This is a genomic window from Oxalicibacterium solurbis (assembly GCF_014635845.1).
Classification (GTDB): domain Bacteria; phylum Pseudomonadota; class Gammaproteobacteria; order Burkholderiales; family Burkholderiaceae_D; genus Oxalicibacterium; species Oxalicibacterium solurbis.
Genome location: NZ_BMDP01000002.1, coordinates 328,118 through 349,456, shown reverse-complemented (window position 1 = coordinate 349,456; position 21,339 = coordinate 328,118). Strand labels below are relative to the sequence as shown.

Annotated in this window: 18 protein-coding genes; 10 read left to right on the top strand and 8 right to left on the bottom strand. The window is 61.1% G+C overall.

The window, feature by feature from the left end; all coding sequences use genetic code 11:
• Window positions 1–19: 19 nt before the first annotated feature.
• Window positions 20–1,288 carry a L,D-transpeptidase family protein gene (locus IEV40_RS07260; RefSeq protein WP_188420327.1) on the bottom strand — a complete coding sequence of 423 codons (1,269 nt, stop codon included), beginning with the start codon at window positions 1,286–1,288 and terminating at the stop codon, window positions 20–22.
• Window positions 1,288–2,421 carry a nuclear transport factor 2 family protein gene (locus IEV40_RS07255; protein ID WP_188420326.1) on the bottom strand — a complete coding sequence of 378 codons (1,134 nt, stop codon included), beginning with the start codon at window positions 2,419–2,421 and terminating at the stop codon, window positions 1,288–1,290. The genes IEV40_RS07260 and IEV40_RS07255 overlap by 1 nt, the downstream gene beginning before the upstream one ends.
• A gap of 121 nt (window positions 2,422–2,542) precedes the next feature.
• Here IEV40_RS07255 and IEV40_RS07250 point away from each other — a divergent pair, with 121 nt between their 5' ends.
• Entirely contained in the window at window positions 2,543–3,778 is a 1,236-nt protein-coding gene (locus IEV40_RS07250) for an FAD-dependent oxidoreductase (RefSeq protein ID WP_188420325.1), read from the top strand.
• Between the two features lie 4 nt (window positions 3,779–3,782).
• Here the strand turns inward: IEV40_RS07250 and IEV40_RS07245 are convergent, their stop codons facing one another.
• Both IEV40_RS07245 and IEV40_RS07240 read right to left on the bottom strand, forming a co-directional pair.
• Complete coding sequence (locus tag IEV40_RS07245; RefSeq protein WP_229724011.1) at window positions 3,783–4,160, bottom strand: hypothetical protein; 378 nt, start codon at window positions 4,158–4,160, stop codon at window positions 3,783–3,785.
• 30 nt (window positions 4,161–4,190) lie between these two features.
• Window positions 4,191–4,946: an SDR family NAD(P)-dependent oxidoreductase gene (locus IEV40_RS07240; RefSeq protein ID WP_188420323.1), complete on the bottom strand. Its 756-nt coding sequence runs from the start codon at window positions 4,944–4,946 to the stop codon at window positions 4,191–4,193.
• A gap of 117 nt (window positions 4,947–5,063) precedes the next feature.
• Between IEV40_RS07240 and IEV40_RS07235 the strand changes: the two genes are divergently transcribed.
• On the top strand, window positions 5,064–5,990 hold the full coding sequence (locus IEV40_RS07235; RefSeq protein ID WP_188420322.1) for a LysR family transcriptional regulator: 927 nt from the start codon (window positions 5,064–5,066) through the stop codon (window positions 5,988–5,990).
• Here the strand turns inward: IEV40_RS07235 and nhaR are convergent.
• Window positions 5,983–6,882: a transcriptional activator NhaR gene (gene nhaR, locus IEV40_RS07230; RefSeq protein WP_188420321.1), complete on the bottom strand. Its 900-nt coding sequence runs from the start codon at window positions 6,880–6,882 to the stop codon at window positions 5,983–5,985. The two genes, IEV40_RS07235 and nhaR, sit on opposite strands and share 8 nt — an antisense overlap.
• A gap of 163 nt (window positions 6,883–7,045) precedes the next feature.
• Between nhaR and IEV40_RS07225 the strand changes: the two genes are divergently transcribed.
• From IEV40_RS07225 to IEV40_RS07215, 3 genes are all read left to right on the top strand, one after another.
• Complete coding sequence (locus tag IEV40_RS07225; RefSeq protein ID WP_188420320.1) at window positions 7,046–7,732, top strand: Bax inhibitor-1/YccA family protein; 687 nt, start codon at window positions 7,046–7,048, stop codon at window positions 7,730–7,732.
• A 34-nt stretch (window positions 7,733–7,766) separates the two neighbouring features.
• Window positions 7,767–8,072, top strand: coding sequence for a TFIIB-type zinc ribbon-containing protein (locus tag IEV40_RS07220; RefSeq protein ID WP_188420319.1), 306 nt, complete (start codon window positions 7,767–7,769; stop codon window positions 8,070–8,072).
• A 225-nt stretch (window positions 8,073–8,297) separates the two neighbouring features.
• A complete protein-coding gene (locus IEV40_RS07215; protein WP_188420318.1) occupies window positions 8,298–8,921 on the top strand; it encodes a carbonic anhydrase in 624 nt (207 codons plus the stop codon).
• Window positions 8,922–8,992: 71 nt separating this feature from the next.
• Here IEV40_RS07215 and IEV40_RS07210 read toward each other — a convergent pair whose 3' ends face one another.
• Window positions 8,993–10,036, bottom strand: a complete 1,044-nt coding sequence (locus IEV40_RS07210; protein WP_229724010.1) for a lipid A deacylase LpxR family protein — start codon at window positions 10,034–10,036, stop codon at window positions 8,993–8,995.
• Window positions 10,037–10,312: 276 nt separating this feature from the next.
• Between IEV40_RS07210 and IEV40_RS07205 the strand changes: the two genes are divergently transcribed.
• Window positions 10,313–11,008 (top strand): YbaY family lipoprotein, encoded by a 696-nt coding sequence (locus IEV40_RS07205; protein ID WP_188420316.1) that lies wholly within the window; start codon window positions 10,313–10,315, stop codon window positions 11,006–11,008.
• Window positions 11,009–11,030: 22 nt separating this feature from the next.
• On the opposite strand, the gene IEV40_RS07200 is transcribed toward IEV40_RS07205, so the two are convergent.
• On the bottom strand, window positions 11,031–11,327 hold the full coding sequence (locus tag IEV40_RS07200; RefSeq protein WP_188420315.1) for a GIY-YIG nuclease family protein: 297 nt from the start codon (window positions 11,325–11,327) through the stop codon (window positions 11,031–11,033).
• A 617-nt stretch (window positions 11,328–11,944) separates the two neighbouring features.
• On the opposite strand from IEV40_RS07200, the gene IEV40_RS14770 reads away from it, so the two are divergent.
• Window positions 11,945–12,385: a c-type cytochrome gene (locus tag IEV40_RS14770; RefSeq protein ID WP_443093937.1), complete on the top strand. Its 441-nt coding sequence runs from the start codon at window positions 11,945–11,947 to the stop codon at window positions 12,383–12,385.
• 27 nt (window positions 12,386–12,412) lie between these two features.
• Here IEV40_RS14770 and IEV40_RS07190 read toward each other — a convergent pair whose 3' ends face one another.
• Window positions 12,413–13,339, bottom strand: coding sequence for a class I SAM-dependent methyltransferase (locus tag IEV40_RS07190; RefSeq protein WP_188420313.1), 927 nt, complete (start codon window positions 13,337–13,339; stop codon window positions 12,413–12,415).
• A gap of 235 nt (window positions 13,340–13,574) precedes the next feature.
• Here IEV40_RS07190 and IEV40_RS07185 point away from each other — a divergent pair, with 235 nt between their 5' ends.
• From IEV40_RS07185 to IEV40_RS07175, 3 genes are all read left to right on the top strand, one after another.
• Window positions 13,575–15,353 carry an autotransporter assembly complex protein TamA gene (locus IEV40_RS07185; RefSeq protein WP_229724009.1) on the top strand — a complete coding sequence of 593 codons (1,779 nt, stop codon included), beginning with the start codon at window positions 13,575–13,577 and terminating at the stop codon, window positions 15,351–15,353.
• On the top strand, window positions 15,343–19,344 hold the full coding sequence (locus IEV40_RS07180) for a translocation/assembly module TamB domain-containing protein (protein ID WP_229724008.1): 4,002 nt from the start codon (window positions 15,343–15,345) through the stop codon (window positions 19,342–19,344). Before IEV40_RS07185 ends, IEV40_RS07180 begins: the two co-directional genes overlap by 11 nt.
• A gap of 169 nt (window positions 19,345–19,513) precedes the next feature.
• Window positions 19,514–20,878 (top strand): NAD(P)/FAD-dependent oxidoreductase, encoded by a 1,365-nt coding sequence (locus tag IEV40_RS07175; protein ID WP_188420312.1) that lies wholly within the window; start codon window positions 19,514–19,516, stop codon window positions 20,876–20,878.
• Window positions 20,879–21,339: the final 461 nt, after the last annotated feature.

Sequence of the window (21,339 nt, the reverse complement as noted above, 5' to 3'; positions counted from 1 at the left end):
TCTTTATCTACGATCCAGATCAGAGATTGGCTTCGGAAACGATGCGCCACTGAGCGCCCTCCCTCACCCAGTACTGGCGCTTGTGCGTAACGTGTCGGCCTTTGCCGATCACCGCATCCTGCGTAAAGGAAGCGACGATCATTTCCTTCTGGTCCTTCGGTTCCGGATAACGGAACAGCGTGACGTCACGCAACTCCACCTTGATGCGACGCGCACCGAAGTTGGCCTGCTTCAGCTTTTCCATCCAGTCGTTCAGATCCTGTCCACGCATCGCCTTGAAGTTGCGCGAATAGTGGCGACGCAGGCGCTCGGGATCCGTGCTTTCCAGATCTTCACGCCACGATTCCAGCATCTTGTTGGCGCTCTGGCGATCGGCCTCCCATTTTTCACGCGTGACGAATTTCACGTCGTCGCTGATGATGACTGGCGTGGTGCCTATCTGTACGGCCTCCGACAATTCGGTCAGATCCGGATTCGGCAGCACCACGCAGCCATCGGAAGACAGCGGCGGACGGCTGTAACTGTCCGGCGGCGTGCCATGCAGCCAGATGCCCGAGCCGCCACGGCCATTGGCCTTGTCCCATTCGTTCGGATAATTGATCGGCAATGCGCCCGGTCCGTAGAATGCCGGCAGGCGCGCGCCCGGCAAACGCGAGGTGATGTAGTACACGCCAAGCGGTGTCTTCTGGTCACCTTCCTTGAACTTGTTCACGCCGAGCTTGCCCTGGCTGACGTAATAATCGCTGGCCAGCTTGAACTGCCCGTTGCGCCCACCCACGCGCTCGTAGACATACATGCGGGAACGCTTGGCATCGACCAGCAGCACATTCTTCTGGTCGTCGCGCATCTGCAGGATGGGGCGCGGAATGAGATTGGGATCAGGCCGTTCGCGCAACGATTTCAGACGCACGATGGCTTCGGCGCGCAGATTGGCCAGTTGATCGGCAGGCGCATTCGCCGCGGCGCCGAAAGTCTTGATCGGTTGCGTATGCAACAGCAGCAGATCGCCGCGCACCAGTTGACCGAGACGGAAATTCGGATAGGCGGCGACCAGCGCATCGACTTTGGCCTGCGCATCGCGCAGACGGTTTTCCGACAGCGCCTTGTAGACATCGATCAGCATTACTTCCGGATCCAGCCGCGCCGGCACACCCGGCTTGGTGCCGCTGGCCAGCGCCATTCCAGGCGACAGTGCCGCAACGGCGATCAGCAGGCCCGATGCAACTGCGCCTGTCCGATATCCGATCGTGCGTACAGCCGACCGCCAATTACCATTGAATCCTGCCATCAGTTACTCGCGCGCTCCTGCTTGATCAACCACTTACCTCCCTGCTTGACCAGCGTAAGCATCTTGCGGCTATCCGCATGGAAAGTGTCCGAATCGTAAATCTGGCGGAATTTCACCATCGCCGTATTGCCGCTCACGCTGACCTGCGGCGATTCGATCTTCACACTGATGTGTTTCTTGTCTTCGATGCGTGCACGGCGCTCGGTCGCCCAGTCCTTGCGCGACTGTCCGGCCGGCAATGTGAAATCGTTCGAATAGGCGTTCAGATAGCCTTTCACGTCACGCTCGCTCCACTGCTTGGCCCAGTGGGAGACGGCGGCCAATACTTCGGCACGTTCCGCGTCGGCCTTGGCCTTTGCCTCGCGCTTGGCTTCGGCTTCGCGACGTTTCTGCTCTGCCTTTGGATCGGGCTTGGGCTCGGCTTGCGGTTTAGGTTCAGGCTTTGGTGCTTCCGGCTTCGGCTCTGGTTTCGGTTTCGGTTCCGGCTTGGGTTCAGGCTTCGGCTCAGGCTTGGCTTCCGCTTTAGGCGGTTCCGGTTTCGCCGGTGCCGCCGCAACCACGGCCACCTGCGGATTCGTGCCGCCGGTGGTATTGCCAACCAGCGTGCGAATCATCGTCAGCTTCGATTTAGCGCCGGCATTGTTGTGATCCAGCTGCAACGCCTTGTCGTATGCCTGGCTTGCCAGCTTCGCATGTACGTCACCCAAATTTTCGTAAGCTGTCGCATAGGTCGGATTGGTGCGGATCGCCTTATCGAGCGCAAGACGTGCGTCGTCATAGCGGCCGGCTGCCGCATACAACACTGCAAGATTGTTGTACGGTTCCGGCAACGACGGATAATCCTTGGTCAGCTTCGTGAAAATATCGATCGCTTCGTTCGGCTTGTTCTGCTCGGTCAGGATCACGCCCTTCAGAAAACGCATCTGCGGATCGCGCGGATTCTTGCTCAGATAGGCATCGGCCTTCGACAACGCCTGCGCATGCTGTCCAGCACGCAATAGCTGCGATACATCCGCCAGATCGTCCGCCATTGCAGGCAACTGCAATCCGGCCAGCAGGCCTGCAACGATCACAGTACGGCCGAGCGTTCGGCGAAATCCCGAGGAAATGGTGCGACGCGGCGCAAATGGCATGGTTTTCCTTATTATCGTGATAGGCAAACAGCCGATATAGTACGACAATCTGTTGCCGTCGCGAACCGTTGCCAAAATCATCAGGCAACGGCCAGGTACCCTGTTTTCAACGGAGGATGAGATGGCAAACACCATAGTCACCCGCTGCTGCATCGCCGGCGGAGGTCCGGCCGGCATGATGCTGGGCCTGTTGCTGGCACGCGCCGGCGTCGATGTCGTGGTACTGGAAAAGCACGGCGACTTCCTGCGCGATTTCCGCGGCGACACCGTGCATCCTTCGACGCTCGAACTGATGCATGAACTGGGCTTGCTGCCGGCCTTCCTGCAACGCCCGCACGACGAAGCGCGCGAGATCGGCGTCACGCTCGCCGGACGCGAATGGGAACTCGCGGATTTTTCACGATTGCGCACGCAGTGCAAATTCGTCGCATTGATGCCGCAGTGGGATTTTCTCGATTTCGTGCGCGACCATGCGGAAACCTTTTCCGGCTTTCATCTGATGCAGAACGCGGAAGTGACCGGCCTGATCGAACAGGACGATTGCGTCACCGGCGTGCATGTGCAAACGGCGGACGGTCCGCTGGAGGTACATGCCGATCTGGTGATCGGTGCCGACGGCCGGCATTCGACGGTACGCAAGGCAGCCGGCCTGGCCGTGCGCGACCTGGGTGCGCCGATCGATGTTCTGTGGATGCGCCTGCCGGTCGCCGCTGGCGATACTTCAACCACCGGCGGCCGCGTCGGTCCCGGCCAGTTCTTCGTCACGCTGCATCGCGGCAGCTACTGGCAATGCGCGTACGTGATTCCGAAGGGCGGTATCGACGTATTGCACGCGCAAGGACTGCCGGCCTTCCGCAATACGCTGGCGCAGATTGCGCCGATGTTTGCCGATCGCGTCGAACTGCTGCAAAGCTGGGACGACATCAAGCTGCTGAGCGTGTCCGTCGATCGCCTCGAACGCTGGTGGAAGCCGGGGCTTCTGTGCATCGGCGATGCCGCGCACGCGATGTCGCCGATCGGCGGCGTCGGTATCAACCTGGCAATCCAGGATGCCGTCGCCGCCGCCAACATTCTGGCCGCCGCACTCGCTTATCCGGCCTACGATCGCAATGCGTTGACGCCTCTGCTGGCGCAGGTGCAAAGGCGACGCCTGTTTCCCGCACGCGTCACGCAGGCAGCACAAGTCGCAATACAGAATCGTGTGCTGACGCCGCTCATTGGAAATGGCAGAAAACCAATCGAAGCACCGTGGGTGCTGAAGCTGATGCAACATTGGCCGATACTACGTGCGCTGCCTGCCTATGCGGTCGGCATCGGCGTGCGCCCCGAACACATCCGCTCGCCGCGCGCCGGATAAACATTCAGGCCGCGCCCTTCATGCCGGCAGTCGCGGCGACGGCGAGCGACAGCAAGACGAATACGGCTGCGTTGAACTTCGGCTCTTGATAGCCGATGAAGATCCACGCGATCAGCAACCAGGCAGCGGCGGCCAACAATGTTAGCGCGACGACCGGCCATTGCAGCGCCGCCTGCGGCATGCGCCACGCCAGCCACAAGCCCAGCAGGCCGAACGTCACCTGGCCGCAGGCAAACGCCGTGTTCAATCCGTAATACAGCATCGTCTCGATACCCGGCGGCCGCGCGCCGCGCAGGAACTGCGCGGCGACGTCGATGACGAAATGCAGCAGCCCGGTGGCCGCCAGCCAGCCGTAGGCGGCCAATGCGAGATTTCTGCGCACGATCGCTCCTTCCATTGCCGTCGCTGCCGCTTACAGGCACATGCCGCCCGATACCTCGATGCGCTGCGCGTTGATCCAGCGGCTGCCGGACGACAGCAGCGCCGCGATCGCGCCGCCGATGTCGTCCGGCAGGCCGACGCGGCCCAGCGCGGTGACGGCGGCGATCTGCGCATTGACCTCCGGATTGTCGCGCACGGTCGCGCCGCCGAAATCGGTCTCGATCGCGCCCGGCGCCAGCGTGTTGACGGCGATGCCGCGCGCGCCAAATTCCTTCGCCATGTAGCGCGTCATCACTTCGACGCCGCCCTTCATCATCGCGTAGGCCGCATAGCCGGGAAAGCTGAAGCGCGCGAGTCCGCTCGAAACGTTGACGATGCGGCCGCCGTCCGCGATCAGCGGTAGCAGTTTCTGCGTCAGGAAGAACGGACCTTTGAGATGGATGTTCATCAGCTGATCGAACTGCGCCTCGGTCGTTTCGGCGATCGATGCATACAGGCCGATGCCGGCATTGTTGATCAGGTAGTCGAAACGCTCCTTGCCGAAAGCGGCGAGCGTCTCTTTCAGCGCCGCGGCGAAACCGTCGAACGAAGCGCTGTCGCCGGCGTCCAGCTGCAGCATCGCGGCGCGGCCGCCGCGGCCGGTGATTTCGCGCACCAGGGAATCGGCTTCCGCCTTGTTGCTGTGATAGGTGCCGATGATGGCGACGCCCTGTGCAGCCAGATGCAGCGCGGCATTGCGTCCGAGTCCGCGGCTGGCGCCGGTAATGATGGCAATGTTTCCTTTCATGTCGCATTCCTTTCAGGTGAGGTGAAGAATGCGATCGAGTATATTGTTCGATATTTTCAAGATAAATATCTACATCTTGAATTAACTGTTCATAAAAAACATATCAATTGGAATGCCATGAACAAGCTGGATCTGCTGAAAACCTTTGTCCGCGTCGCCGAAACCGGCAGCTTCACGCAAGCCGCCGTCAGCCTCGGGCTGCAGAAGGCAAGCGTGTCGGAACACGTGCGTTTGCTGGAAAACCTCGTCGGTGCGCGCCTGTTCCATCGCACCACGCGCCGCGTGCAGGCCACGCACGACGGCCTCGCGCTGCTGGAGCGCTGCAAAGACCTGCTGTCCGACATGGAGGAACTGGAAGGCATGTTCCGCCGCGAAGGAACGGCGCTGGAAGGAAGATTGCGGGTCGACATGCCGACGCCGACCGCACGCCGCATCGTCATGCCGAATCTCGCGGATTTTCTGAGACGCTATCCCGGATTGCAGATCGAGATCAGCAGCACGGATCGCCGCGTCGACCTGGTGCGCGAGGGATTCGATTGCGTGCTGCGCGTCGGCACCGTCGCCGAACCGGCCCTGATCGTGCGTCCGCTGGGTGCGGCAGTCATGGCCAATCTCGCCAGCCCGGCCTATCTGAAGGAATTCGGCGTGCCGCGCAGCCTGGACGACCTGGCGTCGCATCGCCTGATCCACTACAGCCCGATACTGGGCACGAGACCGGCGGGATTCGAATATGTGGCGGATGGCGAAACCCGCATGCTGCCGATGCAGGGGAGCGTCACCGTCAACAACGCAGATGCCTACGAGGCAGCCTGCCTCGGCGGACTCGGCTTGATACAGGTGCCGCGCCATGGCGCGCGCGGCCATCTGGAAAGCGGTGCGCTGGTGGAAGTCTTGCCGGCATTCACGGCCGCGCCGATGCCGGTCTCGCTGCTGTACGCGCACCGCCGCCATCTGCCGCAGCGGGTACGCGTGTTCATGGAATGGCTGGCCGAATTGCTGGAAAGCGACATCGGCCCGGAAACACCACTACACGCCGCTACTTGATCAGGCTCTCGCGCGCGGCGGAACTGATCGCCACCACAGCCGGATGCGTCAGCTGACGCTCTACCGAAATCGCATAAAACTGTTCGCTGACCAACGTGGTCCGGCCGATTTCGGTCACGCCATATTGTTTGATGATCTGCTCGGCGACCGCCGATGGCGCAGCGAAGATGCCCTTGCCCGCCTCGCCGAACGCCTGCAATAGCGCGCCGTCATCGAATTCGCCGACGATGCGCGGATGCACGCGCTCCTTCTCGAACCAGCGCAGCAAGCGCGGCCGCACCGCCGCATCCTCGCCCGGCATCAAAAAAGGCGCGCCGTCCAGGCTTTTCGGGAAGCCCTTCCTGTACTGCTTCGCCAGCTCTTCCGTCGCGAAGAAGGAAACGCCGCATTCGCCCAGCAAGTGGTTGTAACCGCGCACGTCGATGTTGGCCGGCATCGGGCTATCGGCAATGACGATGTCCAGCCGGTGGATCGCCAAGTCAGCCAGCAGGCTGGTCAATTTTCCTTCACGGCAGACGATGCGCAGCGATTCCGGCAGTTCCATCGCCGGCTCCAGCAGCAGATAGGCGATCGCCTTCGGCACGGCGTCCGCCACGCCCACGCGCAACTGCAGAGGCCAGCCACCGGGACGGAAGCGCAGCACTTCCTGCAGTTCCTCGCCCAGCGTGAAGATTTCGTCGGCATAACTGAGCACAACGCGGCCGGCATCGTTCAGTTCGAGCCGGCGCCCGACACGGTTGAACAGCTTGTAGCCGAGCACATCCTCGAACAACGCGATCTGGCCGCTGATCGTCTGTGGCGTCAGATGCAGTCGTTCGCTGGCACGGCCGATGCCGCCTGCCTTTGCCACCACCCAGAAGTAATGCAGATGCTTGTAATTGATCGCGCTCATGTCAGAATAAATGTTCCGTTTTTACGAATTGAAAATTAATTATATTCGAATTTTCGTGATTTAAAACTCCGACTACAGTGTATATGTCTAAGAGGAAAAGAGTGCCTTGACGCACCGAATGCAATTACCTTGCAGACAACAATTCATCTTGAGGAGTTATGCCATGAACCCGATCGATCACGCACGCAATCCGTCCTACGGCGCGACGCGTCCGGCGATTGCAACCATCTCGTCCAACAAGGTCATCCGCAACACTTACCTGCTGCTGTCGATGACATTGCTGTTCAGCGCACTGACTGCCGGTGCTGCGATGGCACTGAACCTGCCGCACCCCGGCATCGTCATCACGCTGATCGGCTACTTCGGCCTGCTGTTCCTGACGACGAAGTTCCGCAACCAGGGACTTGGCGTCGCTTTCGTGTTCGCGCTGACGGGCTTCATGGGTTATACACTCGGCCCGATTCTGAATCTGTATCTCGGCCTGCCGAACGGCGGCCAGACCGTGATGATGGCCTTCGGCGCGACCGCTGCAATCTTCGTCGGCCTGTCCGCCTATGCGCTAACAACGCGCAAGGATTTCAGCTACATGGGCGGCTTCCTGACGGCAGGCATCCTAGTCGCCTTTCTGGCGGCACTGGCCGCTGTGTTCTTCACGATTCCGGCGCTGTCGCTGGCGGTGTCGGCAGCGTTCGTGCTGCTGATGTGCGGCCTGATTCTCTATGAGACCAGCAACATCATCCATGGCGGCGAAACCAACTATGTGATGGCGACGGTCACGCTGTACGTTTCCATCTTCAACCTGTTCACGAGCCTGCTGCAGCTGCTGGGTTTTGCAGGCGGTGATGAATGATCGTTCGCTCCACGCACTGGAAGAAAGGCACACAATGAAATGCCCCGTATGCAGTGAAATGCACCTGATCATGTCCGACCGCCACGGCATCGAGATCGACTATTGCCCGCAATGCCGCGGCGTCTGGCTCGATCGCGGCGAACTCGACAAATTGATCGAGCGTTCGGTCGCCGCCCTGCCGCCCGAACCGCCGCCTCCACCGCGTGCGCAGGCGCCATTGCATCGCGACGATCGTCATCGCCAGGATGCGCGCTACGGTTACAGCAAAGATGGCTACGACAAGGACGGCTACGGCCAGAAACGCAAGAAAAACCTGCTGGCTGACCTATTCGACTTCTGATCCTTCTCTCTTGTGTGCCCCTCTGAGCAGCCCCGTTATCGGGACTGCTCTTTTTTCTTTGCGGCGCATCTCTGCATGCTTGCAGCACTGCCCATCGCATCTATCCGTATCGCATCATCATTTTCGCCCGTCTTCGCATTCGCTACCGGCCGACGGGCGCGTCCTGCGCGAATGCATTAAAGTAGCGTCTCGCGCCCTTCGCGCCGTAACAGACCAGGATCGCACATGAATACAGCAAAAGAAGCACTCGACCGACTTCGCGAAGGCAACCTTCGCTTCGTCGCCGACAAAAGCAATGCCGGCGATGCATCGCTGGCCACCCGCCGCCGTGAAATCGCGGACGGTCAACAACCGTTCGCCATCATCCTCGGTTGCTCGGATTCGCGTGTGCCGGCGGAAATGGTGTTCGATCAGGGGCTGGGCGATCTTTTCGTCATCCGTGTAGCCGGCAATATCGTCGCGCCGTCGCAGGTCGGCAGCGTCGAGTTCGCCGCCGAACGCTACAACACCAAGCTGGTCGTCGTGCTCGGCCATTCGCAGTGTGGCGCCATCCTCGCGACGCTGGAAGCGCTCAAGTCGCCGGGAGAAGGCACCTCGCGCAACCTGCAATCCATCGTCGACCGTATCCGCCCTTCCGTCGAAACACTGCTCGACAGCGGCATCAGGCACGATCACGATGCGCTGGTGCATCAGTCGGTGCGCGCCAATATCCGCGCTTCGTGCAATCATCTTCGTCATGGTTCCGAACTGCTGGAAAAACTGATCCAGAATCATGGCCTGCGCGTGGTCGGCGCCGAATATTCGCTGGAGACAGGCGCAGTCGAATTCTTCGACGGCATCCCGGAATAAAATAAAAACGGCAGACAAATAAGACTCTTGTCTGCCGTTTTACGCTCCCGTCGGTTCGTTCCGCTCGATACTCAGTATTCGAAACTAACGGTGAGCGATCCATAGCTTTGCGCCTTGTCTTGACCGTCGAATTCCTTGCTGCGCAGGTATTGCGCATAAGTGACCTTCACGCCCGGCCATTGCCAGGCGATGCCGGCCGCCACGTCGCCGACCAGGTACTTCTTGTCCACGCTGTGGCTGTCGGAAAAGGTATTCCCGTCCAGGAAAATATTTCTTGCCACCGCACGCACATCGAACGAGACGAAGGCGTGCATGCCGCTTTGCAACAGGCGTCGCGACGAATTCGCCGGCAGCGGCGCATTGCTGTCGGCCGCCGGACGAATCGGCGACGTGCCGAAATCGTTGGGCAGATAAGTACCGATACGAAATTCCATGCCGCCGTTCAGATAGGTCTTGACGTTACCGAGCGCATAACCGTAATGCGTGATGGCATCCATCTTCGGGCCATCCATAGCCGCAGATGAAAACACCCGCTCCTTCTTCTCGCGCACGTAGATCACGCCGAGTTCGTTGTTCAACTGGTTGTCCCAGCCCTCGAACTTGTCGATGCCGCGCAGATCATGGATGAAATCCTGCGCCTGATGCGCCAGCGAAGCCGGACCGACCATGCCGATGTCGATCTCGACGGTATCCATCTTGGTTTCCTGGCGCGCGTTGTAGGCGAAACCCATGTATAGCCAGCCGGCATAAGGACGATCGTCGACGATCAGATCGCGGCGATACCTGTCGGTCGGTGTATACATCTCCTGTCCGAGACTGACCACCATGTTGCGCGACTCGTAAGGTCCCGGCTGCAAACGCTCTGAAAAACGGTTCAACTGGCGTATCCATTTCGGCAGACAGGGATCGTGGATGTAATCCGCCAGATTGGTCGAAACCCAGGACAGCTTGATGCCGTTGGTGTAGTTGTTGTCGGTGCCGGCGAACAGGTCGTTTTCGTAATAGAAATTGTAGACGCCGGGATATTTCTTCAGCTCGCGAATGCCGGGTTCGGCACCGCAACTGCTTTCCTCGTAGGCAGCCGCAGCCATGCCCGAAAAAGCCGTCAGCGACACGGCGAAAATGCAATGAATCAGTCCGGCTTTGACAAATCGATGGCTATGCATTGAAATGAATCGTAAGGAAATATCCGCCCCGCATGAATACGGATGCAGTATTGGCGGCGCGATGCTGGCGCCAAGCCTACCTTGCGGCGTAAACATACGTCAAGAAAGTTGCAGGAAACCGCGCGAAAACCGTACGCATACACACCGGCAGAAAAACATGCAGGCATGCCGCTGCGCATTTTTACAAAATCCTCGAAACTACCCATTCATCACAGGACTCTTGCCATGACATCGCTTCGCTCCCTCGCCATCCTGCTGGCCTTCTGTCTCGCGGCCAGCGGCTGCAGCTCGCTTTTCAAGCGCAATCAAGGGCCAGCATTGTCCGGCCACCTGACCGGCAATGTCAGCTATCGCGAACGTATCGCGCTGCCATCGGATGCCAAGGTCATCGTGAGCCTGGAAGACGTAACGCGCGCCAACCGCACCGGCCAGTTCGTCGCCCAACAGACGATGCAGCCCAAGACCCAGGTGCCGATCGCATTCGACCTGCACTATCTGCCGCAGTCGATAGCTCAAGATCACCGCTATGCGATCAGCGCCACCATCATCGACGGCCGCGAACAGCCGCTGTGGTCCAGCGAGCCGATCCCGGTTTCCTTTGCCGATCAGGACAAACCGATTTCCATCCTGGTCGTGCGCGTTTCCAATCTCGATATCGCACCGGCACCGAAGACCGTCGTGCCGTTCAAGTGCGACAAGATCGCGCTGATCGCGCGCTTCGGCGACGAAAAAGTGGAACTGATGCTGCCGGGCCGCACGGTCACGCTGCCGCAGGTCATTTCCGGTTCGGGTGCGCGCTACAGCGACGGCAGCACGACATTCTGGAACAAGGGAGACATGGCGCTATTCGAAATGAATGGCGTCGAATACAAGGACTGCCGCGCTGATCCGCTGCCGGTGAACGACGAAGAGAAACGCTGATCGCCGCGACCGGACACGCGCATCACTTTTGCGCGCCAGCCTCGGCAAGCTGGGCAGCCACACACCACAAACCGTTGCGCCGCAGGCAGAAGCGGCGTTTGTCGGCGGCGCTCAACTGCTTCATCGCATATTCGGCCTTCAGCGCCGACGAACGATCGGGATAGGCGACGATCGCCAGCAACCGGCGTGGCGGACGCGAGCGCGTGTAGCGTGCGCCCCTGCCGCTGGCGTGCGCGGCAAAGCGCGCTGCGACATCGACCGCGATGCCGGTGTAAATGCTGCCATCGCGGCATTCGATCAGGTAGAGAAACCACGCCATCGCTGCATCCTTGCGATTATCGTCCTGCGCCGTTCTTTCATTGCCCGCCTCATTGTGCTCGTTTCATTGCGATCTTCATTGCATTCTTACGCTGCGTTTTTTGCCACATTTCTTGCTGCGTTTTCGCTGCATCGCATTCCTTGCATCTTCACACGCATCGCTCCGCTATACTCGGCAGCATCGCCGTTCCCGGAGCCGTCATGCGCATTCCTTTCGCCCACGCCATCGGCCTGCTGCTGTGCACGATACTGACGTTCGCCACCGCCCACGCGGCCGACGAACCGGTTCTGCAACTGCAGCTCGCCAACCAGAAACAGAAACTGGCGCTATCCAACCTGCTGCGCCATCCGTCCACACAAACCATCACGATCCCGGACGATCCGACCTACAAACGCAGCATGAGCTATCAGGCGATTCCGCTGTCGGCCATCCTGCGCGACATACGCGGTTTCGAAGCGCTGCAATTCAAGGCAAGCGACGGCTTCGTCGCAACGATTCCCGTCAGCCTGCTGAGGTCGGCATCGGAACCATGGCTGGCGCTCGAACCGCAAACCCGGCCATGGCCCGCAGTTGCGCCCGGCAAACCGAGCGCCGGCGCATTCTATCTGGTCTGGCTGATGCCGGAGAAAAGCGGCGTGTCGCCCGAGCAATGGCCGTTCCAGATCGAATCGATCGCCGATGTCGAACCGCTGGAGAAACGCTATCCGCAAATCGTGCCGCAGGCACAGGCCGACAGCGCCGCATGGCGCGGCATGCATCTTTTCACAGTTAACTGCGCCAGCTGCCATCGCATCAATGGCGGTGGCGACGGCGCAGTCGGGCCGGACCTGAACCTGCCGTTCAATCCGACCGAATACTTTCAGGAAGATTTTCTGCGCAGGCTGATTCGCGACTCGTCATCGGTGCGCAACTGGCCGCAGCGCGTGATGCCGGCTTTTTCCGAAACGGTATTGAGCGATACGCAACTCGACGACCTGCTCGCCTATCTGCACCAGATGGCGAAACAGAAAGCCGCGGCGCCTCAGCCGCAATCGTCTCCGCAATCGCCGCAGCAATAAAAGACGAACAAGAAACCGGCCGGCAGTTCAGGCCGGCGTGAAGAAGCGCGACTGCATTTCTTCCAGGCCGAGCGTCTGCAGCACTTCATGCAAACGTTCGGTCGGACGGCGGCGCGGCAGATCCTTGTAGCTGGCGATGATCAGTTCGTTCTTCATCGAATGTTCCCAGCCGACCAGCTCGGTCACGCTGACCTGATAGCCGTGCGCTTCCAGTTGCAGGCAGCGCAGCACGTTGGTCACCTGACTACCGAACTCGCGTGTATGCAGCGGATGGCGCCAGATTTCGGTCAGCGGATTCGACAATGCACGGCCCTTGTTCTTGCGCAGCACGGAAGCCACTTCGGCCTGGCAGCACGGCACCAGCACGATGAACTGCGCCTTTTTCTCCAGCGCGAAACGGATCGCATCGTCGGTCGCGGTATTGCAGGCATGCAGCGCGGTGACCACATCGATCTGCGCCGGCAATTTGTCCGACGTGATCGATTCCGCCACCGACAGGTTCAGGAAAGACATGCCGGGAAAATCGAGTCGCTGCGCCAGCTCTTCGGATTTCTGCACCAGCTCGTCGCGTGTTTCGATGCCGTAGATGTGCGAATCATCGCCACCGCGCTGCTTGAAGAACAGGTCGTACAGAATGAAGCCCAGATAGGACTTGCCGGCGCCATGGTCGACCAGCGTGACGGCGGAACGCGTCGTCAACGCCTCCTGCAGCAGCGGCTCGATGAACTGGTAAAGGTGATAGACCTGCTTGAGCTTGCGGCGACTGTCCTGATTCAGCTTGCCGTCGCGCGTCAGGATGTGCAACTCTTTTAGCAGTTCGATCGACTGACCGGGACGTATCTCGTGCGGCTGTTCCTGCCGCACATCCTTATCAGCCTGATTATCTGCCTGCTTATTGACCTGATAATCGGCCTGATTGCCGGTCTTGCTGTCCTTGTTGCTGTTGCGGCCCATGTTGCCTGTATCCGGGAAATTCGAGTGCGCCCACTATAGGGATTTTGCCGACGACCGGCAAGCGAACGCGCATCCCAACCCGTATTGCGGCAATCCCGTAAAACCTCCGCCAGTGCCGCTCTATCGCACCAAATACTGATAAGCTTGCACGAACGTCAACGTCGTTTTTTCAGCTGTCTTTCGGTACACCTTCCGGATTGCTTTCGACCTTTAAAAACATTTCCATCCAGACAGAGTGCTGAAGAAGATTTCCCTCACCTTGCGTATCGCTGCCTGCCTGCTGTGCACGCAAGCCATATTGCCGATCCAGGCGCGGGCGCAGGAATCCGCAGCACCGGCAGCAGCATCCGTTTCCTATACCGTCAGCATAGACGGTGCCGGCGAACTGACGTCGCTGCTGAAAGACAACCTCGAGATCAGCCGTCGCCAGTCCGCCGGCGGCCTGGCCGAAGATGAAATCCGTCGCCTGGCCGGCAGCGCACCGAACCAGATTCGTACCCTGCTGGCAACCGAAGGCTATTTCTCGCCATCCGTCACGCACGAACTCGATCAGCGCGGCGAAACCTGGACTGCGCATTACAAGGTGGCGCTCGGCCCGCGCACGCTGGTCGATACGGTGGATATCCGAATCAAGGGCGACGTTGCCGCATCCAACCCGCAGCGCGTCGAACGCCTGCAGCGACGCTGGAGCCTGCCGGCCGGCAACGCCTTCCGCCAGAAGGATTGGGACGATGCCAAGAACAATCTGCTGAAATCGCTGCTGGTACGCGACTACCCTGCCGCCGCCATCACGCAAAGCGAGGCGCGCATCGATCCGGCGACCAACAGCGCCGCATTGACGGTGGAAGTCGACTCCGGCCCCGCCTTCACCTTCGGCGAACTGGAAATCTCCGGCCTGCAGCGCTATGCCAGCCGCATCGTGACGGACCTGAATCCGATCAAGCCGGGCGAGCCGTATTCGCAGGAAAAACTCAACGAATTGCAGGCGCGCGTGCAGGACACCGGCTACTTCCGTTCCGCCTTTGCCACCGTCAACATCGATCCGGCGCATCCGAAGAACGTGCCGATCAAACTGGAACTCAACGAAAACGAACGCAAGCGGCTGTCGCTGGGTATCGGCTTCTCCACCGATTCCGGCCCGCGCGGGCAGATCCGGTGGCTGGACCGCAATTTCCTGCAGCGCGACTGGCGGCTGGAATCGCGGCTGCTGGTCGATCGCAACAACCGGCTGCTCGGTGCCGACGTCTTCCTGCCTCCGCTGCAGAACGACTGGCGCCCCAGCTTCGGCACACGCTACGAATATACGAACAGCGAAGGCGAACTCAACGACAAAACCGCCACCGCTGCGCGCCTGACCAGTCCCGACAAGAACAATGAAATGGTGTGGGCCACCACGCTGTATACCGATCACCAGCGCATCGAAGGCAGCGACTATTCGAATCACCGCGAAGCAGTGATTGGCTCTTTCACCTACACGCGGCGAAGCCTGAACAACCTGATCTCGCCGTCGCGTGGCTACGTCGCCTCGATCGATCTCGGCGCCGGCCCGACTGGCGACGGCAAGACGCTGGCACGCGTGGTCGGCCGCGCAACCTATCTGTCGCCCTACTACAAGCGCTGGCAGGCGGTACTGCGCGGCGAGGTCGGCCAGGTATCCGGCGCTGGCCGCGAATCGGTGCCGGCCGACCTGCTGTTCCGCACCGGCGGCGACCAGACCGTGCGCGGCTACGGTTACAACACACTGGGCGTCGAACAGGACGGTGCCATCGTCGGTGGCACCAACAGCGCTGTCTTCAGCGCCGAACTCGTCTATCGCATCACGCCGCAATGGGGCGCGGCCGTGTTTCACGATACCGGCAATGCCGCAGACTCGTGGAAAGGCTTCCACTTCGCGCATGGCAGCGGCGTGGGCGCACGCTGGCGCAGCCCGATCGGCCCGGTCAATCTCGACCTCGCCTACGGGCACGATACGCACGAAGTGCGGCTTCACTTCTCGGTAGGCTATGGTTTCTGACGACGACAAACAGACAAGCCAGCCATCGGCGCCCAACACGCCTGTGCATGCGCGCAGCAAGCGCCGATGGCCGCGCGTGCTGGCCGTAATGTTGTCTCTGCTATTGCTGATTCTGCTGGCCGGCATCGGCTGGATCACGCACAGCGAACGCGGCACGCGCGCCTCGTTCGAATTCGCCGCCGGCCTGTCGAACGGCATCGTCAACGCGGAAGACGTCAGCGGCACCTGGAGCGACACACTGCACATCGGCAAGCTGTCGCTGCATCTGGAAAACCAGCAGATCGCCGCCGACGACGTCACGCTGGACGTACGCCTGCCGAAGCTGCTGACCGGCCAGTTGCATATCGCACTGCTGCGCATCGGCAGGCTCGGCATCACCGGCAAGATGGCGCAGAACGACGAACCGGCAAAGCTGCCATCCAGCATCGCGCTGCCGCTTCACCTGCGCATCGACAGCGTGCAGGTACACGGCGGCGATGTCGCCTGGGGGCCACTGAACGTGATCACGCTCGGCCCGTTCGCATTCAATCTCGATTACGACGGCAAACGCTACCTGCTGAACCTCGATGAATTCAGTGCACGTTCCGCTGCCGACAAGACTGCCTTCAGCGGCAATCTCGAAGGCCGCGCCACCCTGTCGACCGCCAGTCCCTATCCGCTGGAAGCGACGCTGTCGACCAGCGGCGAAACGACGACCGACGGCAACACCATCCGCGCCGCCGGCCAACTTCTGCTGCACGGCTCGCTGAAGGAACTGCAGGCCGCCGCCGCGCTGAAGATCGCCGATGCCTCGCTGAACGGCAATGCCATGCTGCATCCTTTCGACGAACAGCTGCTCGGCAAAGCCGACGTGACGGCGCGCACGATCGATCTGTCCGTCATCGCCGCCAGCCTGCCGAAGACCGCGCTGAACGTCGATCTGCATGCGGCAGAAAACGGCAGCGGCACGCTGTCCGTCGCCAACCCCGCCGCGGGACGCTACGACGAAGGCCGCGTCCCGCTGCACAGCCTGCGCGTCGAATTCACGCAGCAGGATCAAACCTTCGATTTCCGGCGCATCGCCGCCGGCTTCGGCAGCACACGGCAACCGGCCGGCAATGCGTCCGGCAGCGGCAAGCTGCGCAACGGCGCGTTGACGCTGACGCTGCAGACCGATGCGCTCGACCTGCAGAAGATCGACGGCCGCATGCGCACCACCAAACTGGCCGGCAAGCTGGACGTACGACACGCCGACGGTAAACAGGAATTTACGCTCGCACTGAGCGAACCGCTGAAGAAACACCGACTGACATTGGATGCGCATGCCACCGTTGCCGACAATGCAATCAACATCGACAAGATGGCCTTGCGCGCCGGCGGCAGCGCCGCGGATCTCTCTGCCCGCATCGCGCTCGACGGCAATCAGGCATTCGATGCCAAAGGAACGATACGCGGATTCGATCTGCGCGATCTCGGCGACTTTGCGCAAATGCCGACGCTGCAGCTCAACGCCGAATTCGCCGCCAACGGCACGCGCCAGCCGGCCATGCAGGCCGATGCATCCTTCCGCATCGCCGACAGCAAGCTGGCTGGCAATCCGCTGTCCGGCGAAGGCCGCATGCAACTGCGCGGCGAAACGCTGGACGTACCTGCCCTTGCACTGCGTGCCGGCGACAATCGATTCGATGCGCAAGGCCGGCTGGCACAAAGCGATGCCCGCATAACCTTCCATTTCGACGCGCCGAAACTCGAACAACTCGGCCGCGCTTTCGGCGGCATGCTGAAGCTCGAAGGCGAAGTGCGCGGCAGCGTGCAGCAGCCGCGCCTCGTCGCCGAATGGAGCGGCAGTCGCCTGCGCCTGCCCGGCCAGTTGCAGGCTGCCATGCTGCAAGGAAAGGGAGATCTGACCCTGGACCGGCGCGATAAAGCTGCACCACTCGCCGCCGTCAGCATCGAAACGAAACTGCAGGACTTGCGCATAGGCGAACAACTGGTACGCAATCTCGCCATCCAGACCAAATTTGCCGCGCAACCGAACGCGCCGCTGGTAATCGACGTGCATGCCGACGGCATCGCCGGCGGTGCGCTGGAAGCCGACGACGCCAGCCTCGCCGTCAACGGCACGACCGCCCGGCACACGGTGAATATCACGCTGAACGAATACGACCAGCACTGGAAACTTTCCGCCAACGGTGGCTTGCAGGATCTGGCGCGCACGCCGCGCTGGCAAGGCAGCATTGCCACGCTCGATGCCGACGGTCGCCTGAACGCGAAGCTGACCGAAGCCGCACCGCTTTCCGTATCAACAGACGAAGTCAAACTCGACCGCTTCAATCTCGCCATCGGCAACAATGCAGTCTTTTCCATCGAGCAGTTCGTCCGCAATGCACGCGGCCTGACCACGCGCGGCCGCTTCGATCATCTGCAGATCAACGACCTGCTCCACTATGCGCGACCGGATGCGCCGGTCAGCGCCGATCTCGCCGTCGGCGGCGCGTGGGATTTCAAACTCGGCAACCGGCTCGACGGCAGCTTCAGCCTGCAGCGCGAAAGCGGCGATGTGTCGATGCTCGGCAATGCGCCGGTCAAGCTGGGGCTGACGACATTGCAGGCCAATGCAACGGCAAGCGGCGGCCGTCTTGCGCTGCAGTTCCTCGCCGAAGGCACGCAGACCGGCCGCATCGCTGCCGATTTCACCAGTGCGCTGGGCGGCGGCGACAAGCGCCTGACGCTAACGTCGCAGGCGCCGCTGAACGGCAATGTCCGCATCGATGCGCCGGCGCTGGGCTGGCTGGGGCCGATGATCTCGCCAATGCTGGTAACCGAAGGCAGCCTGCACGGCGACGTCACGCTCGCCGGCAGTGTGACCAATCCACGCATCACCGGCCGCATGGATGCCGACAAGCTGCGCCTGCTGTTCACCGATACCGGCGTCGACCTGAAGCAAGGCACGCTGCGCAGCGAATTTCGCGGCGAACAGTTGGTCATCAGCGAACTGCGTTTCACCAACGGCGGCACGTTATCGATCAATGGCCCGCTGTCGCTGGTCAAGCAGCAACTGGCGCTCGACTTGGCCGTCACGGCATCGCAATACAAGCTGATCGACCGTTCCGACCGCAAGCTGGTCATCAGCGGCCTTGGCACCGCCGGCTGGCGCGACGGCCGCGCCAAGGCCAACGGCAGCTTCACCGCCGATTCCGGCTTCTTCGACATCGGCAGCACCGATATGCCGCAATTGTCGGACGATGTCGTCATCGTCGGCCGCAACCAGACGCAGGGTACGAAGACCATCATCGCACTGGATCTGAAGCTTGGCCTCGGCCGGAAAGGCATTCATCTGCAAGGCCGCGGGCTCGATGCGATGCTGGCCGGCGAAATCAACCTGCTGGCCGACGGCGGCGAAGCGTTGCGCGCAACGGGCGATCTGCGCATCGTCTCCGGCACTTTCAAGGCCTACGGCCGCGAGCTGGCGATCGAACAGGGCATCCTGCGCTTCAACGGTCCGATCGGCAATCCGGCGCTGAACATTCTCGCGATGCGGCGCGGCCAGGAAGTCGAGGCCGGCGTCTCGGTCGGCGGCACGGTGCTGCGTCCGCGCATCACGCTGGTATCGGACCCGACCGTGCCGGATGCGGAAAAACTGTCGTGGCTGGTGCTGGGCCACGGCCTGTCCGATTCCGGCGACGGCGATATCGGCGCATTGCAGGCCGCCGCCAGTTCGCTGCTGGCGCAAGGTGCGGCTTCCGGCGTGACATCGCAGATCGCCACGGTGTTCGGGCTGGACGATTTCAGTGTGGGCACCGAAAGCAACAGCACCAGTAATCTGGAAGAACGCATCGTCACACTCGGCAAGCGGATTTCGTCGCGGCTGTACGTCAGCTACAAGCAAGGACTGGAAAGTGCCAGCAGCGTGCTGCTGCTGCGCTACACGCTGACAAAACGCCTAACGGTGGAAGGCGAAGCCGGCACACGCAGCGCGCTGTCGCTGTTCTATAACTTCGCCTTCGACTGATAGAAACCAACGTCGGCCGTACAAAGCGAGACACGACAGGACAAGGAGACCGGCGGAACGCCAGGTGGTATCTTGCTGTCTGAGCGTATGCGAAATGCTGCGTGCCGCACGTCGTACTTCAATGCGGCATCATCGATGCAATATCGACGAAGAAAAGAAGGGAGCAAGCATGACCACCAGCACCGATACCGAAAACGTGGATGCATCGCGGCAGCCCCAGGCCGATTCGCGGCATCGCATCGTCATCGTCGGCGGCGGTGCCGGCGGCCTGGAACTGGCGACTGCACTGGGCAACAAGATGCGCGACCGCGTCAGCACCGTGCTGGTGGACCGCTCCTCCATCCACATCTGGAAACCGCTGCTGCATGAAGTCGCCGCCGGCAGCATGGATGCGAATACGCACCAGCTCGAATACGCAGCGCAGGCACGCTGGCATCGCTTCGTGTTCCAGCAGGGCGAACTGCTCGGCCTCGACCGCGCCGGCAAGACCATCACCGTCGGCAGCGTGCAGGACGAACACGGTCTCGAACTGATTCCGCAGCGACAGATTCCGTACGACACGTTGATCCTCGCCATCGGCAGCGTCACCAATTTCTTCAACGTGCCGGGTGCCGAGCAGAATGCAGTGGCACTCGACGCCCTGCATCAGGCCGAGCATTTTCGCCGCCGCATGATCAGCCTGTGCATGCGCGCGGATCGCGGCATCACCGCGGCCGGCAACGGCGTGCATCCGCAACTGCACATCGCCATCATCGGCGGCGGCGCCACCGGCGTCGAACTGTCAGCCGAATTGCGCAACACCGCCGAAGTGCTCGGCGCATACGGCCTGCATCATCTCGATCCGCGGCACGACATTCGCATTGCCGTGATCGAAGCTGCACCGCGCATCCTTTCCGCATTGCCGGAAAAGGTATCGGCAACCACCACCGACCTGCTGCGCAAGCTGGATATCGACGTGCTGACCGATGCCAAGGTCTCCGAGGTGCAGGCCGATCGCGTCGTGATGGCAAGCGGGCAAAGCCTGCCTGCCGATCTCACCGTCTGGGCCGCCGGCATCCGCGCACCGCAGATATTGAGCGAACTGAATCTGCCGGTGAACCGGCTGGGACAGATCGTCGTGCAGCAGACGCTGCAGACGGAAGTCGATCCCGACATCTTCGCCTTCGGCGATTGCGCCGCCTGCCCCTGGCCGGAGAAAGACAGCACGGTGCCGCCGCGCGCGCAGGCCGCGCATCAGCAAGCCAGCTTTTTGTTCGATGCATTGAAGAAGAAGCTGAACGGCGAAACGCTGCCGGCATTCGTCTACCGCGATCTCGGCTCGCTGGTCTCGCTCGGCCGCTTCGACGCAGTCGGCAATTTGATGGGGCCGCTGCTCGGCCGCGCGCTGTTCATCGAAGGCATCCTCGCGCGGCTGCTGTATCTGTCGCTGTACAAGATGCACGTGGCGGCACTGCACGGCTTCACGCGCATGCTGGCCGATTCGCTGGGGCAATGGCTGCAACGCAAAACCTCGCCGCGCGTCAAACTGCACTGAACTGTTACATCGCGTCATCGCACTGCATCGCTGCAGCGAAACATTAGAGCGACACATTGGATCGACGCCGTGGTTCGGTGCATTTGATTCGATATATGGATGACAACATGCGGAGGAGAAATTTCCTTCGTATTTTTCCTCTATAATCGCGTCCGGCAAATGCATGCGTCCTGTATAAAGTGCAGTACCGTATGCGAAAAATGTGCGCGACTTTCAGCCGCGACTGCTGCTACACTTTGCAGCCGATTTCGGATAGCGACCGCTGTCCTTCGTGACTGCTGCAATCGCGGCAATCGTAACGTCACCGTTCGCTGCGCCGCGCGCCTTGTTGCCCGCATACGGTTAGCCGGACTCGGCAATAACGCACCATGCGGTGAAGACATTCACCGAGCTTCTTCGCACTTGCAGTAAAAACGCTGGAGAAAAGCGCTGGAGATCGTTTTCCTGTCGCCATGTCGCAT

What these genes read in the sequence shown, in the direction of transcription:
- IEV40_RS07260 (WP_188420327.1), bottom strand. Translation starts at nt 1,288, where the DNA reads ATGGCAGGATTCAATGGTAATTGGCGGTCGGCTGTACGCACGATCGGA.
- IEV40_RS07255 (WP_188420326.1), bottom strand. Translation starts at nt 2,421, where the DNA reads ATGCCATTTGCGCCGCGTCGCACCATTTCCTCGGGATTTCGCCGAACG.
- IEV40_RS07250 (WP_188420325.1), top strand. Translation starts at nt 2,543, where the DNA reads ATGGCAAACACCATAGTCACCCGCTGCTGCATCGCCGGCGGAGGTCCG.
- IEV40_RS07240 (WP_188420323.1), bottom strand. Translation starts at nt 4,946, where the DNA reads ATGAAAGGAAACATTGCCATCATTACCGGCGCCAGCCGCGGACTCGGA.
- IEV40_RS07235 (WP_188420322.1), top strand. Translation starts at nt 5,064, where the DNA reads ATGAACAAGCTGGATCTGCTGAAAACCTTTGTCCGCGTCGCCGAAACC.
- nhaR (WP_188420321.1), bottom strand. Translation starts at nt 6,882, where the DNA reads ATGAGCGCGATCAATTACAAGCATCTGCATTACTTCTGGGTGGTGGCA.
- IEV40_RS07225 (WP_188420320.1), top strand. Translation starts at nt 7,046, where the DNA reads ATGAACCCGATCGATCACGCACGCAATCCGTCCTACGGCGCGACGCGT.
- IEV40_RS07220 (WP_188420319.1), top strand. Translation starts at nt 7,767, where the DNA reads ATGAAATGCCCCGTATGCAGTGAAATGCACCTGATCATGTCCGACCGC.
- IEV40_RS07215 (WP_188420318.1), top strand. Translation starts at nt 8,298, where the DNA reads ATGAATACAGCAAAAGAAGCACTCGACCGACTTCGCGAAGGCAACCTT.
- IEV40_RS07205 (WP_188420316.1), top strand. Translation starts at nt 10,313, where the DNA reads ATGACATCGCTTCGCTCCCTCGCCATCCTGCTGGCCTTCTGTCTCGCG.
- IEV40_RS07200 (WP_188420315.1), bottom strand. Translation starts at nt 11,327, where the DNA reads ATGGCGTGGTTTCTCTACCTGATCGAATGCCGCGATGGCAGCATTTAC.
- IEV40_RS14770 (WP_443093937.1), top strand. Translation starts at nt 11,945, where the DNA reads ATGCCGGAGAAAAGCGGCGTGTCGCCCGAGCAATGGCCGTTCCAGATC.
- IEV40_RS07190 (WP_188420313.1), bottom strand. Translation starts at nt 13,339, where the DNA reads ATGGGCCGCAACAGCAACAAGGACAGCAAGACCGGCAATCAGGCCGAT.
- IEV40_RS07180 (WP_229724008.1), top strand. Translation starts at nt 15,343, where the DNA reads ATGGTTTCTGACGACGACAAACAGACAAGCCAGCCATCGGCGCCCAAC.
- IEV40_RS07175 (WP_188420312.1), top strand. Translation starts at nt 19,514, where the DNA reads ATGACCACCAGCACCGATACCGAAAACGTGGATGCATCGCGGCAGCCC.